General features: G+C 66.6%; 18 protein-coding genes. 9 read left to right on the forward strand and 9 right to left on the reverse strand.

All coding sequences use genetic code 11. The features are described 5' to 3' along the window. Nucleotides 1-210 precede the first annotated feature (210 nt). From NM203_RS22240 to dnaA, 5 genes are all read right to left on the reverse strand, one after another. Nucleotides 211-783, reverse strand: a complete 573-nt coding sequence (locus NM203_RS22240; protein WP_255062601.1) for a DUF721 family protein — start codon at nucleotides 781-783, stop codon at nucleotides 211-213. Then, nucleotides 780-1,940, reverse strand: coding sequence for a DNA replication/repair protein RecF (gene recF, locus NM203_RS22245; protein ID WP_255062602.1), 1,161 nt, complete (start codon nucleotides 1,938-1,940; stop codon nucleotides 780-782). Before recF ends, NM203_RS22240 begins: the two co-directional genes overlap by 4 nt. Continuing rightward, nucleotides 1,941-2,834 carry a phosphogluconate dehydrogenase (NAD(+)-dependent, decarboxylating) gene (gene gnd / locus NM203_RS22250; protein ID WP_255062603.1) on the reverse strand — a complete coding sequence of 298 codons (894 nt, stop codon included), beginning with the start codon at nucleotides 2,832-2,834 and terminating at the stop codon, nucleotides 1,941-1,943. Between the two features lie 28 nt (nucleotides 2,835-2,862). Next, complete coding sequence (gene dnaN, locus NM203_RS22255; RefSeq protein ID WP_255062604.1) at nucleotides 2,863-4,056, reverse strand: DNA polymerase III subunit beta; 1,194 nt, start codon at nucleotides 4,054-4,056, stop codon at nucleotides 2,863-2,865. Nucleotides 4,057-4,573: 517 nt separating this feature from the next. Continuing rightward, the gene (gene dnaA, locus NM203_RS22260; protein ID WP_255062606.1) at nucleotides 4,574-6,040 is read right to left on the reverse strand and encodes a chromosomal replication initiator protein DnaA; all 1,467 of its coding nucleotides are present in this window, start codon (nucleotides 6,038-6,040) and stop codon (nucleotides 4,574-4,576) included. Between the two features lie 551 nt (nucleotides 6,041-6,591). Here dnaA and rpmH point away from each other — a divergent pair. The 9 genes from rpmH (at nucleotide 6,592) to NM203_RS22305 (ending at nucleotide 12,850) form a co-directional block, all read left to right on the forward strand. Beyond that, a complete protein-coding gene (rpmH, locus tag NM203_RS22265; protein WP_070355130.1) occupies nucleotides 6,592-6,735 on the forward strand; it encodes a 50S ribosomal protein L34 in 144 nt (47 codons plus the stop codon). A gap of 20 nt (nucleotides 6,736-6,755) precedes the next feature. Beyond that, entirely contained in the window at nucleotides 6,756-7,115 is a 360-nt protein-coding gene (gene rnpA / locus NM203_RS22270; RefSeq protein WP_255062608.1) for a ribonuclease P protein component, read from the forward strand. Further along, entirely contained in the window at nucleotides 7,112-7,420 is a 309-nt protein-coding gene (gene yidD, locus NM203_RS22275; protein WP_308212843.1) for a membrane protein insertion efficiency factor YidD, read from the forward strand. The genes rnpA and yidD overlap by 4 nt, the downstream gene beginning before the upstream one ends. Beyond that, nucleotides 7,413-8,558, forward strand: a complete 1,146-nt coding sequence (gene yidC, locus NM203_RS22280) for a membrane protein insertase YidC (protein WP_255062609.1) — start codon at nucleotides 7,413-7,415, stop codon at nucleotides 8,556-8,558. Before yidD ends, yidC begins: the two co-directional genes overlap by 8 nt. Nucleotides 8,559-8,652: 94 nt before the next feature. Beyond that, nucleotides 8,653-9,171 carry a Jag family protein gene (locus tag NM203_RS22285; protein WP_255062610.1) on the forward strand — a complete coding sequence of 173 codons (519 nt, stop codon included), beginning with the start codon at nucleotides 8,653-8,655 and terminating at the stop codon, nucleotides 9,169-9,171. A gap of 70 nt (nucleotides 9,172-9,241) precedes the next feature. Continuing rightward, nucleotides 9,242-9,934, forward strand: a complete 693-nt coding sequence (gene rsmG, locus NM203_RS22290) for a 16S rRNA (guanine(527)-N(7))-methyltransferase RsmG (protein ID WP_255062611.1) — start codon at nucleotides 9,242-9,244, stop codon at nucleotides 9,932-9,934. A gap of 32 nt (nucleotides 9,935-9,966) precedes the next feature. Further along, nucleotides 9,967-10,914 carry a ParA family protein gene (locus tag NM203_RS22295; RefSeq protein WP_303624996.1) on the forward strand — a complete coding sequence of 316 codons (948 nt, stop codon included), beginning with the start codon at nucleotides 9,967-9,969 and terminating at the stop codon, nucleotides 10,912-10,914. Continuing rightward, nucleotides 10,911-11,915: a ParB/RepB/Spo0J family partition protein gene (locus tag NM203_RS22300; RefSeq protein ID WP_255062612.1), complete on the forward strand. Its 1,005-nt coding sequence runs from the start codon at nucleotides 10,911-10,913 to the stop codon at nucleotides 11,913-11,915. Before NM203_RS22295 ends, NM203_RS22300 begins: the two co-directional genes overlap by 4 nt. Nucleotides 11,916-12,118: 203 nt before the next feature. Then, on the forward strand, nucleotides 12,119-12,850 hold the full coding sequence (locus NM203_RS22305; RefSeq protein ID WP_255062613.1) for an acetyltransferase: 732 nt from the start codon (nucleotides 12,119-12,121) through the stop codon (nucleotides 12,848-12,850). Between the two features lie 7 nt (nucleotides 12,851-12,857). Here NM203_RS22305 and NM203_RS22310 read toward each other — a convergent pair whose 3' ends face one another. From NM203_RS22310 to sigM, 4 genes are all read right to left on the reverse strand, one after another. Further along, the gene (locus NM203_RS22310) at nucleotides 12,858-14,048 is read right to left on the reverse strand and encodes an N-acetylmuramoyl-L-alanine amidase (protein WP_255062614.1); all 1,191 of its coding nucleotides are present in this window, start codon (nucleotides 14,046-14,048) and stop codon (nucleotides 12,858-12,860) included. Between the two features lie 150 nt (nucleotides 14,049-14,198). Next, nucleotides 14,199-14,531 carry a thioredoxin gene (gene trxA / locus NM203_RS22315; RefSeq protein ID WP_255062615.1) on the reverse strand — a complete coding sequence of 111 codons (333 nt, stop codon included), beginning with the start codon at nucleotides 14,529-14,531 and terminating at the stop codon, nucleotides 14,199-14,201. Between the two features lie 43 nt (nucleotides 14,532-14,574). Next, on the reverse strand, nucleotides 14,575-15,510 hold the full coding sequence (trxB, locus tag NM203_RS22320; RefSeq protein ID WP_255062616.1) for a thioredoxin-disulfide reductase: 936 nt from the start codon (nucleotides 15,508-15,510) through the stop codon (nucleotides 14,575-14,577). A gap of 123 nt (nucleotides 15,511-15,633) precedes the next feature. Further along, the gene (sigM, locus tag NM203_RS22325; RefSeq protein WP_255062618.1) at nucleotides 15,634-16,185 is read right to left on the reverse strand and encodes an RNA polymerase sigma factor SigM; all 552 of its coding nucleotides are present in this window, start codon (nucleotides 16,183-16,185) and stop codon (nucleotides 15,634-15,636) included. Between the last annotated feature and the right edge of the window lie 21 nt (nucleotides 16,186-16,206).

Below are 16,206 nucleotides of genomic sequence, written 5' to 3' on the forward strand. Positions count from 1 at the left end.
TCTCCTTGGGGTTTCGCAAGCACGGGGCGACGGCCTCGCGCGGATCACAGGCCAGTCTACCGCTCGGTACCGTCAGGACTGACTCTGAGGTTGCGTTTCCAGATACCTATTTGAGCCGTGCGCGGAATTTCTCGGTGATCGGTGCGTGGCGACGCTTGAGAACTGTGGACAAACCCTTGTCGGCGCTCTCAGCCAGTGGTAGGGAAACGACTATCCGTAGGTGTCCCGTGGCCCGCGACCGGAGATGTGCAACTTCCCCTTGCGCCAATTCGGCGCCTTCGGCCCCACGATCCTCACCGATGTCACCACACCGTCGCCCACCGCGGCCGCGATCTTCGCGAGAACCTGCGCCTGCACCATCCGCAACTGGGTCGCCCACGCGGTCGACTCCGCCTCGATGGTCAGCACCCCGTCGGTCAGCGAAGCGGGCATCGCGTGCTCGGCGATCTGTTCGCCGACCACGGACTCCCACTGTCCGAACACCGAGCCCTCGGCGACCTTGGTCGTCCAGCCCCGGGTGTGTGCCAGGCCCATCGTCGCCGAACCCAGCAGCTCGGGATCCCTGGCGTCCGGTCCGGGGCCGGACCACCTGCGGCGCTTTCCCTGCACGGGATTCCTCGCACGGGGTTGCGACGCGCGACCCCGCCCGACGTCCTTGCCCTGGCTGCGGGCGGCGCCGCGGGCTTCCTCGAGGGTCCGACGGACCAGGTCCATCCCGTGCAGTCCGGCCAGTGAATCCGGTGGCCCGATCGGGGTCGGATCGTCGTCGTCCTGGGATGTCACCCGATCACCTCCGAGTAGCGTCCGGAGTCTCCGTCGCGCATGCCGATCTCTATTCTGCGCGCATCCCAGTCGCCGGGGACGTCATCGGCCACCGCCGCCGTCACCAGTACCTGCTCGGCGGACTCGGCAGCCGTCACCAGGGCGCGGCGACGCGAGACGTCCAGTTCGGCGAACACGTCGTCGAGCAGCAGCACCGGGTCCCCGCCGTCGGACCGCAGCAGCTCGTAGGCGCCGAGTCGCAGTGCCAACGCCATCGACCACGATTCCCCGTGACTCGCGAAGCCTTTCGCCGGCTGATCGCCGAGCCGCAGTTCCAGATCGTCGCGATGGGGCCCGACGAGGCAGACCCCGCGTTCGAGTTCGGCGGTGCGCTTGCGCGCGAGTTCGTCGAGCAACGCGGCCTCGTAGCGCTCGCTGTCCACACCACCGGCCGCGGCGTCGGCTTCGACGGCCTCGACTCCGCTCCGGTACCGGATACCGGCAGACCGCGACGCCGGTGCCAGCGTCTGATAGGCCTTCTCGACTTCGGGCGCCAGCGCGTGCACCAGCTCGACCCGCGCGGCGATCAACCGCGACCCGTGGGCCGCCAGATAGCGGTCCCACACGTCGAGAGTGTCCAATGCGCTTGAATCACTGCGGAATCGGGCACCGGATGCCGACTTCAGCAGTGCGGTGCGCTGCTTGAGTACCTTGTCGTAATCGGCGCGGACCCCGGCGATCGACGGACGCCGCGTCGTGGCGAGTTCATCGAGATATCGGCGGCGTTCGCCGGGGTCGCCGCGAACCAGCGCCAGATCCTCCGGTGCGAACAGCACCGCGCGGATCGCGCCGAGGATCTCCCGCGCGCTGCGCACCGGCGACCTGTTCAACCGCGCCTTGTTCGCCCGCCCCGCGACGATCTCGAGATCGACCGCCAGCTCCCGGCCCTCGTTGACCACGATCGTGGACACCACCGCCCGGTCGGCGCCCTCCCGGATCAGGGGAGCGTCGGTCCCCACTCGATGCGATCCGAGTGTCGCCGAATACCACAGCGCTTCAACGAGATTCGTCTTCCCGTAGCCGTTGGAGCCGACGAAGACCGTGCGCCCAGGCGACAGTTCCACGTCGACGCGTGGCCACGACCGGAAGTCGGTCAGTCCGAGATGCCGAACGTACAACTATCCCGACTTACTTACCCGCTGGACCGCGTGCCCACCGAATTGGTTCCGCAGCGCCGCGACGGCCTTCATCGTCGGCGAATCTTCTTGTCGCGACAGGAATCTCGCGAACAGCGAAGCGGCGATGCCCGGCACCGGCACGCGCAACCGGATGGCCTCCTCGACCGTCCAGCGTCCCTCACCGGAGTCGTCGGTGTAACCGCTGATCTCCGCGAGGTCGGGGTCCTCCTTGAGGGCCTTCGCCAGCAGGGTCTGCAACCACGACCGCACCACAGTGCCGTTGGTCCACGCCTGGTACACCGCCTGGGGACTCTTGACGAGCGGTTCGGCGGACAGCATCTCGTAACCCTCGGCGTAGGCCGTCATCAGCGCGTACTCGACACCGTTGTGCACCATCTTGGTGAAGTGCCCGGCACCGACGTCACCGGCGTGCACGAAGCCGTCCTCCACGGGCCCCGGCGGTCGCAGCGTGTCGAAGATCGGCATGACCGTCGCGATGTCCGCGTCCGACCCACCGACCATGAGGCCGTACCCCTCCGTCAGGCCCCAGATACCACCGGACACGCCGGCGTCGACGAAGCCTATTCCCTTGGCTCCCAACAGTTCCGCGTGCGGTCCGTCTTCGGTGTACCGCGAGTTGCCGCCGTCGACGACGAGATCACCCTCGGACAGCACCTCGGACAGCGACACGATCGTGTCGTGCGTGACGTCGCCGGACGGCACCATCACCCACACCACCCTGGGCGCCGACAGCGCGGCCGCCAGCCCTGCGAGGTCCGGGACGTCGGTGACTTCGGGGCGAGGGTCGTACCCGACGACCTCGTGACCGCCCTGACGCAACCGCTCGCGCATGTTGAAACCCATTTTGCCGAGTCCGACCAAGCCCAGTTGCATGTGCGCCTCTCCCGTGGAGATCGGCCGGTCAGCCGGGGAGCCGAACCGGCATCAACAGATATACGTAGTCGGTTTGAGCGGCCGGGAACGGACCACTCGAGCCGACCTGACCATCATCATCTCCCGTCGGGCGCAACACTGCGGGACGGCTGGGTGTCGTGAAGCCGAACGTCACCTTCTCCGAATGCAGCGAGCCCAGCCCGTCGGTGAGATACGTCGGATTGAACGCGATGGTGAGCGGCTCGCCGTAGAACTCGACGGGCAGGTCCTCCTCCGCGCGACCCACGTCGTCGGCACCCGCCGACAGGCGCAGGGCGTCCTCGGAGAACTCCATCCTGACCTGGGCGCCGCGGTCTGCCACCAGGGCGACGCGCTTGATCGCCTCGGTGAGTTCGGCGACGCCGATCGTCGCGATCGCGGTGTGCTCCGCCGGAAGCAGCTGACGGAACTTCGGGAACTCGGCGTCGAGCAGACGGCTCGTCGTGCGCTTGCCCCCGCTGCGGATGCCCAGCAGTCCGTCCTTGCCGACGGATTCCCCGGACCCCAACGAAAGATGCACGTCACCGCCGTCGGTGGCGGCCTTCGCGGCCTCCGCGAGGGTCTTGGCCGGCGCCAGCACGGCCGCCTCCACCCCCGCCGCCTCGGTGGACCAGGTGAGCTCCCGCACGGCGAGGCGGAACCTGTCGGTCGCGGCCAGCACGACCTTCTCACCGGAGATCTCGACGCGGATGCCCGTCAGCATCGGCAGCGTGTCGTCGCGCCCTGCGGCGACGGCGACCTGGCTGATCGCCTGCGAGAAAACCTCGGAACCGACGACGCCGGTGTCATCCGGCAGTGCCGGCAACGTCGGGTAGTCCTCAACCGCCATGGTCGGCAGCGAGAAACGTGCACTCCCGCAGCTCAGCGCGACCCTGGTGCCCTCAACGCTGACGTCGACGGGCTTCGCGGGCAGTGCCCTGGTGATGTCCGACAGCAACCGTCCGGACACCAGAACGCTTCCGGGAGAAGCGATTTCAGCTGCCACGCGAACCTCGGCCGACACCTCGTAGTCGTAGCCCGAGATCGTCAGCCCGTCCTCGGAGCCGGTCAGCAAGACGCCCGACAACACCGGGACCGTCGGCCGGCTCGGCAGGATGCGGGCCACCCACGCCACCGCTTCGGCGAAGTCCTCTCGCACCAGGCGAAACTTCAAATCGGTGAGACCGACAGTCGTCGTCACCACGTCCATAGCGTCCCTTCGGTGAAACACCAAACTCTCAACCCCGGAGCAGCGAACTACGGGTGTCTCACCGCGCCTCGATTCGATGACCGCACTGGCTGCCGAAGAACCACCGTAGAGCCTTCCGCTCCAACTTGAAAGCTAATCGATCGAGCAGACATTCGGCGGCCGAGGGTGGCTCTGACCGCTTGCTTCAGTCCTTCCCCGGGCCTGTTCTTCTGTAAGAGATATCTAGTGATGAAGGAAGTAACAGTAATAGGGGCTGTGCAACCCGGGGATGGACGTGCTGGTTGGCAGGTGAGGCGCGGTGAAAGGGTGTGAGTCAGCTGTGGAGTATTCGGGGGCCGACTGCGGATGACTGTGCACAGGTCGCCGCTCGTGCATCGACGGGGAATTCCTGCGGGTCGTTGCCCACCGGTTGTACACGAGTGATCCACAGCGTTGGAGTGTGACCAGTGGTGCGAACGCGACTGAAGTTTTTCGCGATTGCCGGACGAAGCGGGCGGTAACCGAGCGCGGTTCAGCGCTTGGAGCGCTGCCGGATGCGCGTCGTGAGTTCCTTGACGTGATCGAAAACCTCACGGCGCTCCGCCATCTCGCCGCGGATCTTGCGCTCGGCGTACATCACCGTGGTGTGATCGCGCCCGAACGCCTGGCCGATCTTGGGCAGGGACAGATCCGTCAGCTCGCGGCACAGGTACATCGCGATCTGCCGGGACTGCGCCAGCGCTCTGGTCTTTCCAGGGCCGCGGAGTTCCTCGATGGTGGTTTCGAAGTACTCGGCGGTGGCGGCCATGATGGTCGCGATGCTGATCTGCATGGTGCTGGAATCCGAGATCAGATCGCGTAACACGATTTCGGCCAGCGACCGGTCGATCGCGCTCTTGTTCAACGACGCGAACGCCGTGACGCGGATCAGCGCGCCCTCGAGCTCGCGGATGTTGCGTTCGATGCTGCTGGCGATCAGCTCCAGCACGTCGTCGGGCACGTTGAGCCGGTCGACCTGAGCCTTCTTGCGCAGAATCGCGATTCGGGTCTCGAGTTCGGGCGGCTGGACGTCGGTGATCAGGCCCCACTCGAAGCGCGTGCGCAGCCGGTCCTCGAGGGTCGCGAGCTGTTTGGGCGGCCGGTCGGAGGAGATGACGATCTGCTTGTTCGCGTTGTGCAGCGTGTTGAAGGTGTGGAAGAACTCCTCCTGAGTGCTTTCCTTGCCCTCGATGAACTGGATGTCGTCGACGAGGAGCACGTCGATGTCGCGATAGCTGCGCTTGAACGTGGCCTTGCGGTCGTCGCGCAGCGAGTTGATGAAGTCGTTCATGAACTCTTCGGTGGAGACGTACTTCACCCGCATCCCCGGAAAGAGGCGCTGAGCGTAATTGCCCGCCGCATGCAGCAGGTGTGTCTTTCCGAGTCCGGATTCACCCCAGATGAAGAGCGGGTTGTACGCCCGCGCCGGCGCCTCGGCGATCGCCAGGGTCGCCGCGTGAGCGAAGCGGTTCGACGAGCCGATGACGAACGTGTCGAAGGTGTAGCGCCGATTCAGACTGACGTCGTCGGTGGAGTCCTTCTGCGGACGGTTGGTGAAGTGGCTCGGCCAGGCGGCCTCAGCGCTGGCGAGGGCCTCCTCGTCCTCGTCGACCTCATCGGGGTCCGGAAGCACGTCGGCCTGCGGAGCGTCGGACTCGGCCGTCGGCTCGGGCGACGCGATGCGGACGCCCAGCTCGACACGCTGTCCGAGGTGGCGGCTGAGACTGTTGACGATGGGCTCGCGGAGGTGACGTTCGATCTCGTTCTGCACGAAGGCGGTGGGAACCGAGAGCAGGGCGAATCCCTCGGTGATGACCAGGGGTTTGACGAGCTTGAGCCATGCTCTTTGCTGCGGAGTGAGGGTGGTTCCGTCGTGACCGTTGAGCGGCAGATCGCCGTTGAGCTCAGCGACGACCTGGTCCCAGATCGCCACGAATGGTGGGTCGGGGTCCGTTGCCAACAGGACCCCCTCGCGGCCGGATCGGTCAATGGCCGAATAGCCGAAGACGAAGTGTCCACATGGTTATCCACAGTCTGTGGATAGCGGACGGTCGTCTTCGCGTCGTCAATGGTACGTGCGCGGCGGTCACGCCCCGGGGCTCGTCACAGTGTTCTGCGGGCTCGCGGTTGGGTGTCCATCCTCGCTGTGTTGTCTATCGCCGCTTCGTCTCCGAATCGGCACTGCCAGAAGCTAACAGGTTTCCAGCCGGGTGCCAACAGTTCTGCAACATTCTCCGGTGATCATCTGGACGGCGCTCGACAGCGGCTGATCGAGGGTGAACGATGTGACTGGTGTGGTCGCTCGCCTGCCTCCCGATGTGGGTTTGACCTAGGGAAATCTCGTCAGTACCCTCGAACAGTCGCCCGCACGTGGCGATACGGCAGCGACCCGGGGTTCCGGGGCACCGCGCCGGGGCTAGCAAGCAAGACGAACGAGCCTATCCGTGGCCGTGTCTGCACCGCGCGTTGGTGTTGGACTCGGCCGCATGGTGTGAATGAGGAGATACTGCCGTGGCCAAGGGCAAGCGGACCTTCCAGCCGAACAACCGGCGTCGCGCACGTGTGCACGGCTTTCGGCTGAGGATGCGCACGCGTGCTGGTCGCGCCATCGTGTCGAGCCGCCGCAGCAAGGGCCGTCGCTCGCTCACTGCGTGATCTGACGCAGGACTAGCGAGGTGCTTCCGGCTCAATACCGGATGACGCGGTCCGCAGACTTCGGCCTCACGGTCAACCGAGGAGTCCGAGCCGCCCAACCCGATCTGGTCGTCCATGCGTTGCGTACGCCGGACGACGTGTCGAGCGCGCCCAAGATCGGGCTCGTCGTCTCCAAGTCCGTCGGCTCCTCGGTGCAACGTCACGCGGTGTCGAGGAAGCTCCGGCACGTCGCACGCACGGTTCTGTCGGAGCTGCGACCCGGTGACCGGATCGTCATCAGGGCGCTGCCGGGCAGCACCCGCGCGATCTCAGCGCGCCTGGAGCAGCAGTTGCGTTCCGCACTGCGCCGCGTCACCGAGGTTGAGACGAGCCGACGATGAGCACAGCCAACCGGCCGCGGGCCGTCGTTCGCGCGATGGTGTTCGTCGTGCAGCTGTACCGCAACATGATCTCGCCGTTTCGGCCCGCCTCGTGCCGGTTCATGCCGACGTGCAGCGAGTACGCCGTCGACGCGCTGCAGGAGTACGGGATGTTCCGCGGGTCGTGGCTGGCGATCGTGCGGTTGGCCAAGTGCGGTCCCTGGCATCGTGGTGGATGGGATCCCATTCCGGATCGGACGGCGATCCGGCAAGAGACCCGGGGGATCGACAGCGACCCCGACATGAGGAGCGATTCGCTTGTTTAATCCGTTGAGTCTCGACTACATCTATTACCCGGTCTCCGCGATCATGTGGGTTTGGTACAAGCTCTTCGCCTTCATTCTCGGCCCGACCAACTTCTTCGCGTGGGCACTGTCGGTGGTGTTCCTGGTGTTCACCCTGCGTGCCATCCTGTACCGCCCGTTCGTCCGTCAGATCGAGACGACGCGCCAGATGCAGGAGTTGCAGCCGCAGATCAAGGCGCTGCAGAAGAAGTACGGCAAGGACCGGCAGAAGCTCGCCCTGGAGATGCAGAAGCTGCAGAAGGAACACGGGTTCAACCCGATCCTGGGCTGCCTGCCGATGCTCGCGCAGGTGCCGGTGTTCCTCGGCCTGTTCCACGTCCTTCGGTCCTTCAACCGGACCGGGAACAACTTCGGTGAGCTCGGACTGAACGTCGAGCTGAACAAGGAACTGCCGAACTACGTCTTCAGCGCTGCGGACGTACAGCACTTCCTCCAGGCGAACTTCTTCGGCGCCCCGCTGGGCGCGACGATGATTCAGTCGGAGAGCAGCTGGCAGGCCTTCATCGGGTTCGACGTGAGCCGCGCCGCGATCATCGGGGTGGGCGTGCCGCTGATGATCCTCGCGGGTATCGCCACCTACTTCAACAGCCGTGCGTCGGTGGCTCGTCAGAGTCCGGAGGCCGCGGCCAACCCGCAGACCGCGATGATGAACAAGCTCGCGCTGTACGTCTTCCCGCTCGGCGTCGTCGTCGGTGGTCCGTTCCTGCCGCTGGCGATCATCCTCTACTGGGTGGCCAACAACATCTGGACCTTCGGTCAGCAGCACTACGTCTTCGGCAAGATCGAGAAGCGCGAAGAGCAGAAGAAGGAAGAGGAACTGGCCCGACGTGCGGCCAACGCTCCGGCACCGGGCAAGAAGCCGGCGCGCAAGCCGAAGCCCGGCGTGAAGCCGACAGCGGCGGCCGACGGGGCTGCGAGCAAGACGCCGTCGTTGGCGAAGGAGATCACCGAGAGCACCGCCGAGGAGTCGACCGCGACTCCGGCCAAGCCCGCGACTCCGGCCAAGCCCGCGGCTAAGGCGGCAGGTAGTCGTTCGGCGCCCGCGAAGAACGCCCCGCGTCGGAACAACCGACCGAGCAAGGGAAAGCGAAAGCCCTAGCCAGGGTGCAGCGCTTCGCCTCAGAACCCCGCGGACGCCGCTGAGGCGGCCATCCGCCGAGATGCAGGTGCATCACTAGGAAGGACGAACAACCATGACTGACGCAGATACCGCCGAGCGCGACACCGAGGTGTCGAAGGGGGAGGACCCCGAGGATCGCTTGGTTGCCGAGGGCGAGATCGCCGGCGATTACCTGGAGGAGCTGTTGGATCTCCTCGACTTCGACGGCGACATCGATCTGGACGTCGAAGGGGACCGCGCCATCGTGAGCATCGACGGAGGCGACGACCTCACCAAGCTGGTCGGCCGCAAGGGCGAGGTGCTCGACGCGCTGCAGGAGCTGACCCGGTTGGCCGTGCACCAGAAGACGGGTGAGCGAAGCCGGCTGATGTTGGACATCGCGAAGTGGCGTCGTCGTCGTCGGGACGAACTGGCGGCGCTCGGTGAGAAGGTGGCCCGTCGCGTCCTCGAGAGCGGTGAACGGGAAGAGCTGCAGCCGATGACACCGTTCGAGCGGAAGATCGTGCACGACGCGGTCGCGGCCGTCGACGGCGTCCGGAGTGAGAGCGAGGGCGCTGAGCCGTCGCGCCGCGTCGTCGTGTTGGCGGACTGATCGTCAGCACCGAGTTACACCCATGTAGTTCCGGCGGCTGCCGGGTCGTGGATTCGGAGGAATGTTTCACGTGAAACATGACGAGGCTCCGGAGCCACCCCCGGCAGCCGCCGGAGTTTTTGGCGACGGCTTCGAGAAGGCACAGCGATACGCCGCGCTTCTCGCCGGTGTTGGTATCGAGCGCGGTCTGATCGGACCGGGGGAGGTGCCCCGACTCTGGGAGCGCCACCTCCTCAACTGCGCGGCACTCGGCGAACTCGTCGAGGAGGGCGAGTCCGTCGCCGACGTCGGGAGTGGAGCCGGGCTGCCGGGCATCCCGCTGGCGCTCGTCCGACCGGACGTCCGCGTGATTCTGGTCGAGCCGCTGTTGCGCCGTGCTGAATTCCTGCGCGAAGCGGTCGCCGAGTTGGACCTGCCGATCACGGTCGTTCGCGGCCGGGCGGAGGATCGCGCCGTGCGGGCTGAGGTCGGAGCGGTGGACGCAGTGACGTCCCGGGCGGTCGCCGCGCTGGACAAGTTGACGAAATGGTCGATGCCGCTCCTGCGGGACGGCGGACGGATGTTGGCCCTCAAAGGTGAGCGTGCCGCGGAGGAAATCGTCGAACACCAGAGGGCGCTCAGCTCGTTAGGTGCAGTCGACGTGAAGGTGGTGAAATGTGGCGTGGACTATTTGACTCCACCCGTAACCGTGGTCGTAGCGCATCGCGCGAGACGGTCGGATACAACCAACCGGGCCTCACGGTCACGGAGGAAGTCGGGATGATGCCGCCACCTCAGGACGGCCCTGAAACACCGATGGGTTCCCCATCACCCACACCCGATGTTTCACGTGAAACATGGCCGGCCGGTGCCGCCGAGCCGGCTTGGCCGGACCCAGCCGCGGACACTCCCATCGGGGCGGAGGCCGAGCGGGCGGTTCGCATTCTGCACGGCGCCAAGGGTCGCGAACTACCGAAGCCGGCACAGCAACGCGTGTTCACCATCGCCAACCAGAAGGGCGGCGTCGGCAAGACGACGACGGCGGTGAACATCGCAGCGGCGCTGGCGCTCCAGGGCTTGAAGACGCTCGTCATCGATCTCGACCCCCAGGGCAACGCCAGCACCGCCCTCGGCATCGAACACCGCCCCGGCACCCCGTCCTCGTACGAAGTGCTGATCGGGGAGATGACCCTCGAGGAGGCTCTGCAGCAGAGCCCCCACAGCGAGCGGCTCTTCTGCGTTCCGGCCACCATCGATCTGGCCGGTGCCGAGATCGAGTTGGTGAGCATGGTGGCGCGCGAAGGCAGGCTGCGGAACGCGCTCGCCTCGTTGCACGCCTACGACTTCGACTACGTGTTCATCGACTGCCCGCCGTCTCTCGGGCTGCTCACCATCAACGCACTTGTTGCGGCGCCCGAAGTGCTGATCCCGATTCAGTGCGAGTACTACGCGCTGGAGGGGGTGGGTCAGCTGATCCGCAACATCGAGATGGTGAAGGCGCACCTCAATCCTCTACTCGACGTCACGACCGTCATCCTGACCATGTACGACGGACGCACCCGGCTCGCGGATCAGGTGGCGGAGGACGTTCGCGCGCACTTCGGTGAGAAGGTGTTGCGCACCGTGATTCCGCGCAGCGTGAAGGTGTCCGAGGCGCCGGGCTATGGAATGACCATCTTGAACTACGACCCCGGCTCCCGTGGTGCGCTCAGTTACTTGGACGCGAGCCGCGAGTTGGCCGAGCGCGGAAGGAATCAGTCGTGACGCAGCCCCAGAAGAAGCGCAGCGGATTGGGTCGCGGTCTCGCCTCGCTCATCCCGACCGGACCGGGAGAGGGTGAGTCCGGCGCGGGTCAGATGGGTCCGCGAATGGGCGACGCCGCCGCCGATGTGGTGCTCGGGGGCAGCACGCCCGCGGCCGTCATCCCGCCGGCGTCAGACGTCGGCGCGGTCTACCGCGAGATCGATCCGACGGCCATCGAGCCGAATCCGAAGCAGCCGCGCCAGGTGTTCGACGGGGATGCGCTCGCGGAACTCGTGCACTCCATCCGCGAGTTCGGGCTCATGCAACCGATCGTCGTCCGTGCACTCTCGGGAGCCGATTCCGGATCCCGCTACCAACTGGTGATGGGGGAGCGGAGGTGGCGGGCCGCGCAGGAGGCGGGGCTGGCCACCATTCCCGCGATCGTCCGCGAGACCGCGGACGAGAGCATGCTGCGCGACGCACTGCTCGAGAACATCCATCGGGCACAGCTGAACCCCTTGGAAGAGGCGGCGGCCTATCAGCAGCTGCTCGACGAGTTCGGGGTTACCCACGATGAACTCGCAGCGCGAATCGGGCGCTCGCGTCCGGTGATCACCAACATGATCCGCCTGCTGCGCCTGCCGGTTCCGGTGCAGCGCCGTGTCGCCGCCGGTGTGTTGTCGGCCGGGCACGCGCGGGCACTGCTCTCCCTGGAGGGCGGGTCGGACAAGCAGGAGGAACTGGCGGCGCGGATCGTCGCCGAGGGGCTCTCGGTGCGGGCCACCGAAGAGGCCGTCACGCTGGCTAACCGGAACGACTCCGGGTCGACGGGTCCCACCGCTCCGCGCCGTAAGCCGATTCAGATGCCGGGCCTGCAGGACGTTGCTGAGAAGCTCTCGACGGCGTTCGACACCAGGGTCACCGTGAGCGTGGGCAAACGAAAAGGCAAGATCGTCGTCGAGTTCGGGTCCGTCGACGACCTACAACGCATAGTCGACCTTATGAACGCTGCGAAGCCGTGACCAACCACACGAGGTAATTACGTCACTGTGACACACCCGCACCGCGACGCGCTCTCCTGAAGGAATCCGCTTGTGTATCAACATGTTTCGAAAGTCGCGGTGATGAAAGTGGCACCGTCGTCCGAAAACGGGCTTGATGCGTCGCGCTCTCCTATTCTGGAGGTGCCATCGACGGCGGAACCCACCGAAGACCGGAGTACGTAGTGCCAGCTCGAATCACGCCGCTCCGGCTCGAGTCTTTCGAGCAGCTGCCCAAGCACGCGCGGCGCTGTGTGTTCTGGGAACTGGATCCGTCGACGCTCCCACGCGGGGATCACCTCGCCGACCCCGAGTTCGAGAAGGAAGCGTGGCTGTCGATGGTCATGCTCGAGTGGGGGTCGTGCGGCCAGTTGGCCGTGGAGTGTGGAGCCGACGACGCCGCGGTCTCCACCGACGCGCCCTGCCTTGGATATGCGTTCTACGCACCGCCGCGGGCCGTGCCGCGCGCGACGCTCTTCCCGACGGCGCCCGTCAGCGCCGACGCCGTGCTGTTGACGTCATTGGGAGTCGAGGCGCCGGCGGAGGCCGACGGGCTGACCCGACAGTTGATGGCGGCGGTCGTCGGCGATCTGGTGCGCCGCGGGGTGCGCGCGCTCGAAGCGTTCGGGCGCACCGCCGATGCCGCTGAGCTGTCGGACCCGTTGGTGGTGTCGCCGGGACTGCGGCCCGCGGTCGTGGCACTCGGCGACTGCTCGGTGGAGCAGTGCGTCATCGATTCCGATTTCCTTCTCGATGCCGGCTTCGTGGTGGTGGCCCCGGATCCGTACTTCCCCCGACTGCGGCTGGAGCTGGAGCAGGGGCTCGGCTGGAAGGCCGATGTCGAGGCTGCGCTCGAGCGGCTCTTGGAGAGTGCTCAGTTGCGGCCGGTGGGTGCCGGCGCCGCGTCCTGTGCGTGAGAGCGGATTACGCCTGGCCGCGTGCGGCTTCGACGGTCCGCTCGTGGGCCAGCAGTTCGGCGAACGTGAACGTCCCGGTGGGGCGGTCGTTCTTGCCGAGCAGGTAGAGACGCTTGACCGCGGCGAGAATGCCCTCGGCGATCGAGTCGCGCGCCTGCGGTGACACTATGAGCTCGCGGTCGTGGGGGTTGGTGATGTAGCCGACGTCGACCTGGACGGTGGGCATCCTGGTCAGCCGAAGCAGATCCCAGGTGCGGCCGTGCGTCCGACAGTCACGTAAACCGGTGCGGGCCACCACTTCCCGTTGGATGAAGTCGGCGAGATTGCGGCCGATGGTCGACACCGAGCCGTGCGAGTTGCCGAAGTGGAACGAGGCGACGCCGTTGGCCGATTCGCCGGGCAGGCTCGCGAACCGCAGGCTGATCATCAGATCCGCGCCAACGGTGTTCGCGGTGGCCGCTCGCTCGGCGTCCGACGGGCTACGCCCGACCGGGCGCGACAGGAACGTCTCCATGCCGATCGCGGTCATCCGGCCTTCGAGGCGACTACCCAAGTCCCACAACATGTCCGCTTCACTGATCGGACCGCCGGGGCCGTTGACGATGAGTCCGTGGTCGTCACCGCCGCGGCCCGGATCGATGATGACCCGCTTCCCGGACAGGCGCGGACCGGACCGGCGCACCAGTTCCTCTTCGCGGATGGCGTGAGGTGAGCCGCCGGTGACACGCGAGCCGAGGAAGTACAGCGAGCGCAGGGTCTCCGGGCCGCAGATCCCGTCGGGGTACAGCCCGTACTCGCGCTGGTAGGACATCAACCCGTTGTGCGTCTGCAGTCCGAAGTGGCCGTCGACGAGACCGGTGTAGAAACCGAGATCCTGAAGCCGGGCCTGCAGCGTCGCGACGTCGTCGCCGTACATGGGGGCGCCGAACTGGTGGGCGAGCGTGCGCGCACCGAGCCGGTAGGAGGCCTCTTTCAGGGCGCGGTACGTGGCTTCGCCGACGATGCCGTCGACCAGGAGACCGCGGTGCTGCTGAAATGCGCGGACAGCGTGGTCGAGCTCGTCGTCGAAGGCGTCCAGCGCGACGTGCCTGCCGGTGACGATGTCGTCGTCGGCGCTGCCGATCAGCCCGAGCGCTGCAAGTGCCGCCCGTATCTCGGTGACCGCACCCCCGCGGTCACCGCGACGCAGCAACGACATAACCAGGCCTCTCGGTGATCCACGCCGTGGGGGTGCCACGGCGACGTCAGTGGCAGGACAGAAACTCGTCTGTATTGTCGCAGACGTCGGCGCGAATCCGGAAAACTCCAGGACAGCGGGCGATCCGCGATATGCCGCCTCGTAACGCCGTTACAGGTGGTCAGCGAGCTCGCGCAGCAGCGCGGCCTTGCCCTTCGTGCCCACGATCCGCTTCACCGGCTCGCCGTTCTTGAACAGGATGAGCGTCGGGATCGACACGACCTGGAAGTCGCGCGCAGTGCCGGGGTTGGCGTCCACGTCGATCTTGGCGACGGTGAGCTCGCCGGCTTTCTCGGTGGCGATCTCCTCGAGCACCGGAGCGATCATCTTGCACGGCCCGCACCAGGTTGCCCAGAAGTCGACCAGTACCGGGGTCGAACTGGTCAGGACGTCGTCGCTGAAGGAATCGTCGGTGACGGCAACCGTCGCACCTGTCTCACTCATCTGTTGCTCCTTTGTCGTAGCTGAAAAGCGTTGAGGTGGATCGCTATTCGTGGTCCGCGAGCCAACGCTCGGTGTCGATCGCCGCGGCACAGCCACTGCCGGCCGCGGTGATGGCCTGGCGGTACGTGTGATCGACGAGGTCGCCCGCGGCGAACACGCCGTCGATCGACGTCGCGGTGCTGCGGCCCTGGACCTTGACGTAACCCTCGTCGTCGAGCTCGATCTGTCCGCGCACCAGCTCCGAACGGGGGTCGTGGCCGATCGCGACGAAGACGCCGGTGACGGCGAGCTTCGACTCCTCGCCCGTCACGGAGTCCTTGAGCCGTAGCCCCGACACGGTGGGCGCACCCTCCACTTCGGTGGGAACGGTGTTGGTGAGAATGGTGATCTTCTCGTTGGCCTGGGCGCGCTCGAGCATGATCTTCGACGCGCGGAACTCCTCGCGCCGGTGGATCAACGTCACACTCCTGGCGAAGCGGGTGAGGAACGTGGCCTCCTCCATCGCGGAGTCGCCACCACCGACCACGGCGATGTCCTGGTCGCGGAAGAAGAAGCCGTCACACGTCGCGCAGGTGCTGACACCGGTACCGATGCGCTCCTCTTCACCTGGGATGCCCAGGTGGCGCGCGGCCGCACCCATCGCGAGGATGATCGCGCGGGCCTGGAAGGTCTCGTCGCCGACGGTGACGGTCTTGATCGGGCCTTCGAGGGACACCTCGTCGACGTCCTCCATGCGCAGGTCGGCGCCGAATCGCAGGGCCTGTTCCCGCATCTGGTCCATGAGCTCGGGTCCGGTGATGCCTTCGCGGAAGCCGGGGTAGTTCTCCACCTCCGTGGTGGTCATCAACGCGCCACCGAACTGCACACCCTCGAAGACGAGGGGCTTGAGCTGGGCACGGGCCGCGTACACCGCCGCCGTGTAACCGGCCGGTCCGGAACCGATGATGATCACGTCATGGACGGTCTCGCTGAGAGTCATGACCTACCTTTCTCCGTTCTACGGCGCTTCTCCGGCACGCGTATAACACCAGCGTAGGTGTAGCTGTTCCCTGCGGGCGGCTGGGTGGGAGCGAGTGAGTGCAGCGGGCAGCCGAAGACGCGGTCAGGACTGGTGGTCCAGCGCCTGCGCCAGCTTGCTGCGCGCCCGCGCGCGGCGGCTCTTCACGGTGCCCTCGGGAACCCCGAGCAGCAGCGCGGCCTCGGCCACCGAGTAGCCCTGCATGTCCACGGCGACGACGGCCGCCCGCTGGTCCTCGGGCAGCCCCCGCAGGGCGCGTTCGACGGCCAGGGCGGTGTCGATGCCCGCGGTCGGGTCGCCGTCGGTGTGCACGTCGTCCTCGAGTGCGGCCGTCGAGTGAAACCTGTTGCGGCGCCGACGATCCAGGCACGCGTTGACGACGATGCGGTACAGCCAGCTGCTCACCGAGGAGTCTCGTCGGAACCGGGTGGCGTTGCGGTGCGCCGACAGCAGCGCGTCCTGCAGTGCGTCGTCCGCGTCGTCCGGGTTGCAGCTGGTGACCCTGGCGAGTCGGGACAGATGCCGACGGTGGCGGTGCAGCAGCGCCTCGAAGGCGTAGGGATCGCCCGCGATGTGCGCGTCGAGTAACTCCTCATCCGACGGTCCAGGTTGGTCGACGCCCCCGAAGCTCCCCACGGCCGAACGTTAACGAGGCCG

It is taken from the genome of Mycolicibacterium arenosum (assembly GCF_024320865.1).
GTDB classification, from domain to species: domain Bacteria; phylum Actinomycetota; class Actinomycetes; order Mycobacteriales; family Mycobacteriaceae; genus Mycobacterium; species Mycobacterium arenosum.

Bases quoted from the DNA above. Each gene is read 5' to 3' on its own strand.
- yidD (WP_308212843.1), top strand. From the start codon at position 7,112: ATGAGCACAGCCAACCGGCCGCGGGCCGTCGTTCGCGCGATGGTGTTC.
- NM203_RS22285 (WP_255062610.1), top strand. From the start codon at position 8,653: ATGACTGACGCAGATACCGCCGAGCGCGACACCGAGGTGTCGAAGGGG.
- NM203_RS22310 (WP_255062614.1), bottom strand. From the start codon at position 14,048: ATGTCGTTGCTGCGTCGCGGTGACCGCGGGGGTGCGGTCACCGAGATA.
- gnd (WP_255062603.1), bottom strand. From the start codon at position 2,834: ATGCAACTGGGCTTGGTCGGACTCGGCAAAATGGGTTTCAACATGCGC.
- trxB (WP_255062616.1), bottom strand. From the start codon at position 15,510: ATGACTCTCAGCGAGACCGTCCATGACGTGATCATCATCGGTTCCGGA.
- trxA (WP_255062615.1), bottom strand. From the start codon at position 14,531: ATGAGTGAGACAGGTGCGACGGTTGCCGTCACCGACGATTCCTTCAGC.
- NM203_RS22295 (WP_303624996.1), top strand. From the start codon at position 9,967: ATGGGTTCCCCATCACCCACACCCGATGTTTCACGTGAAACATGGCCG.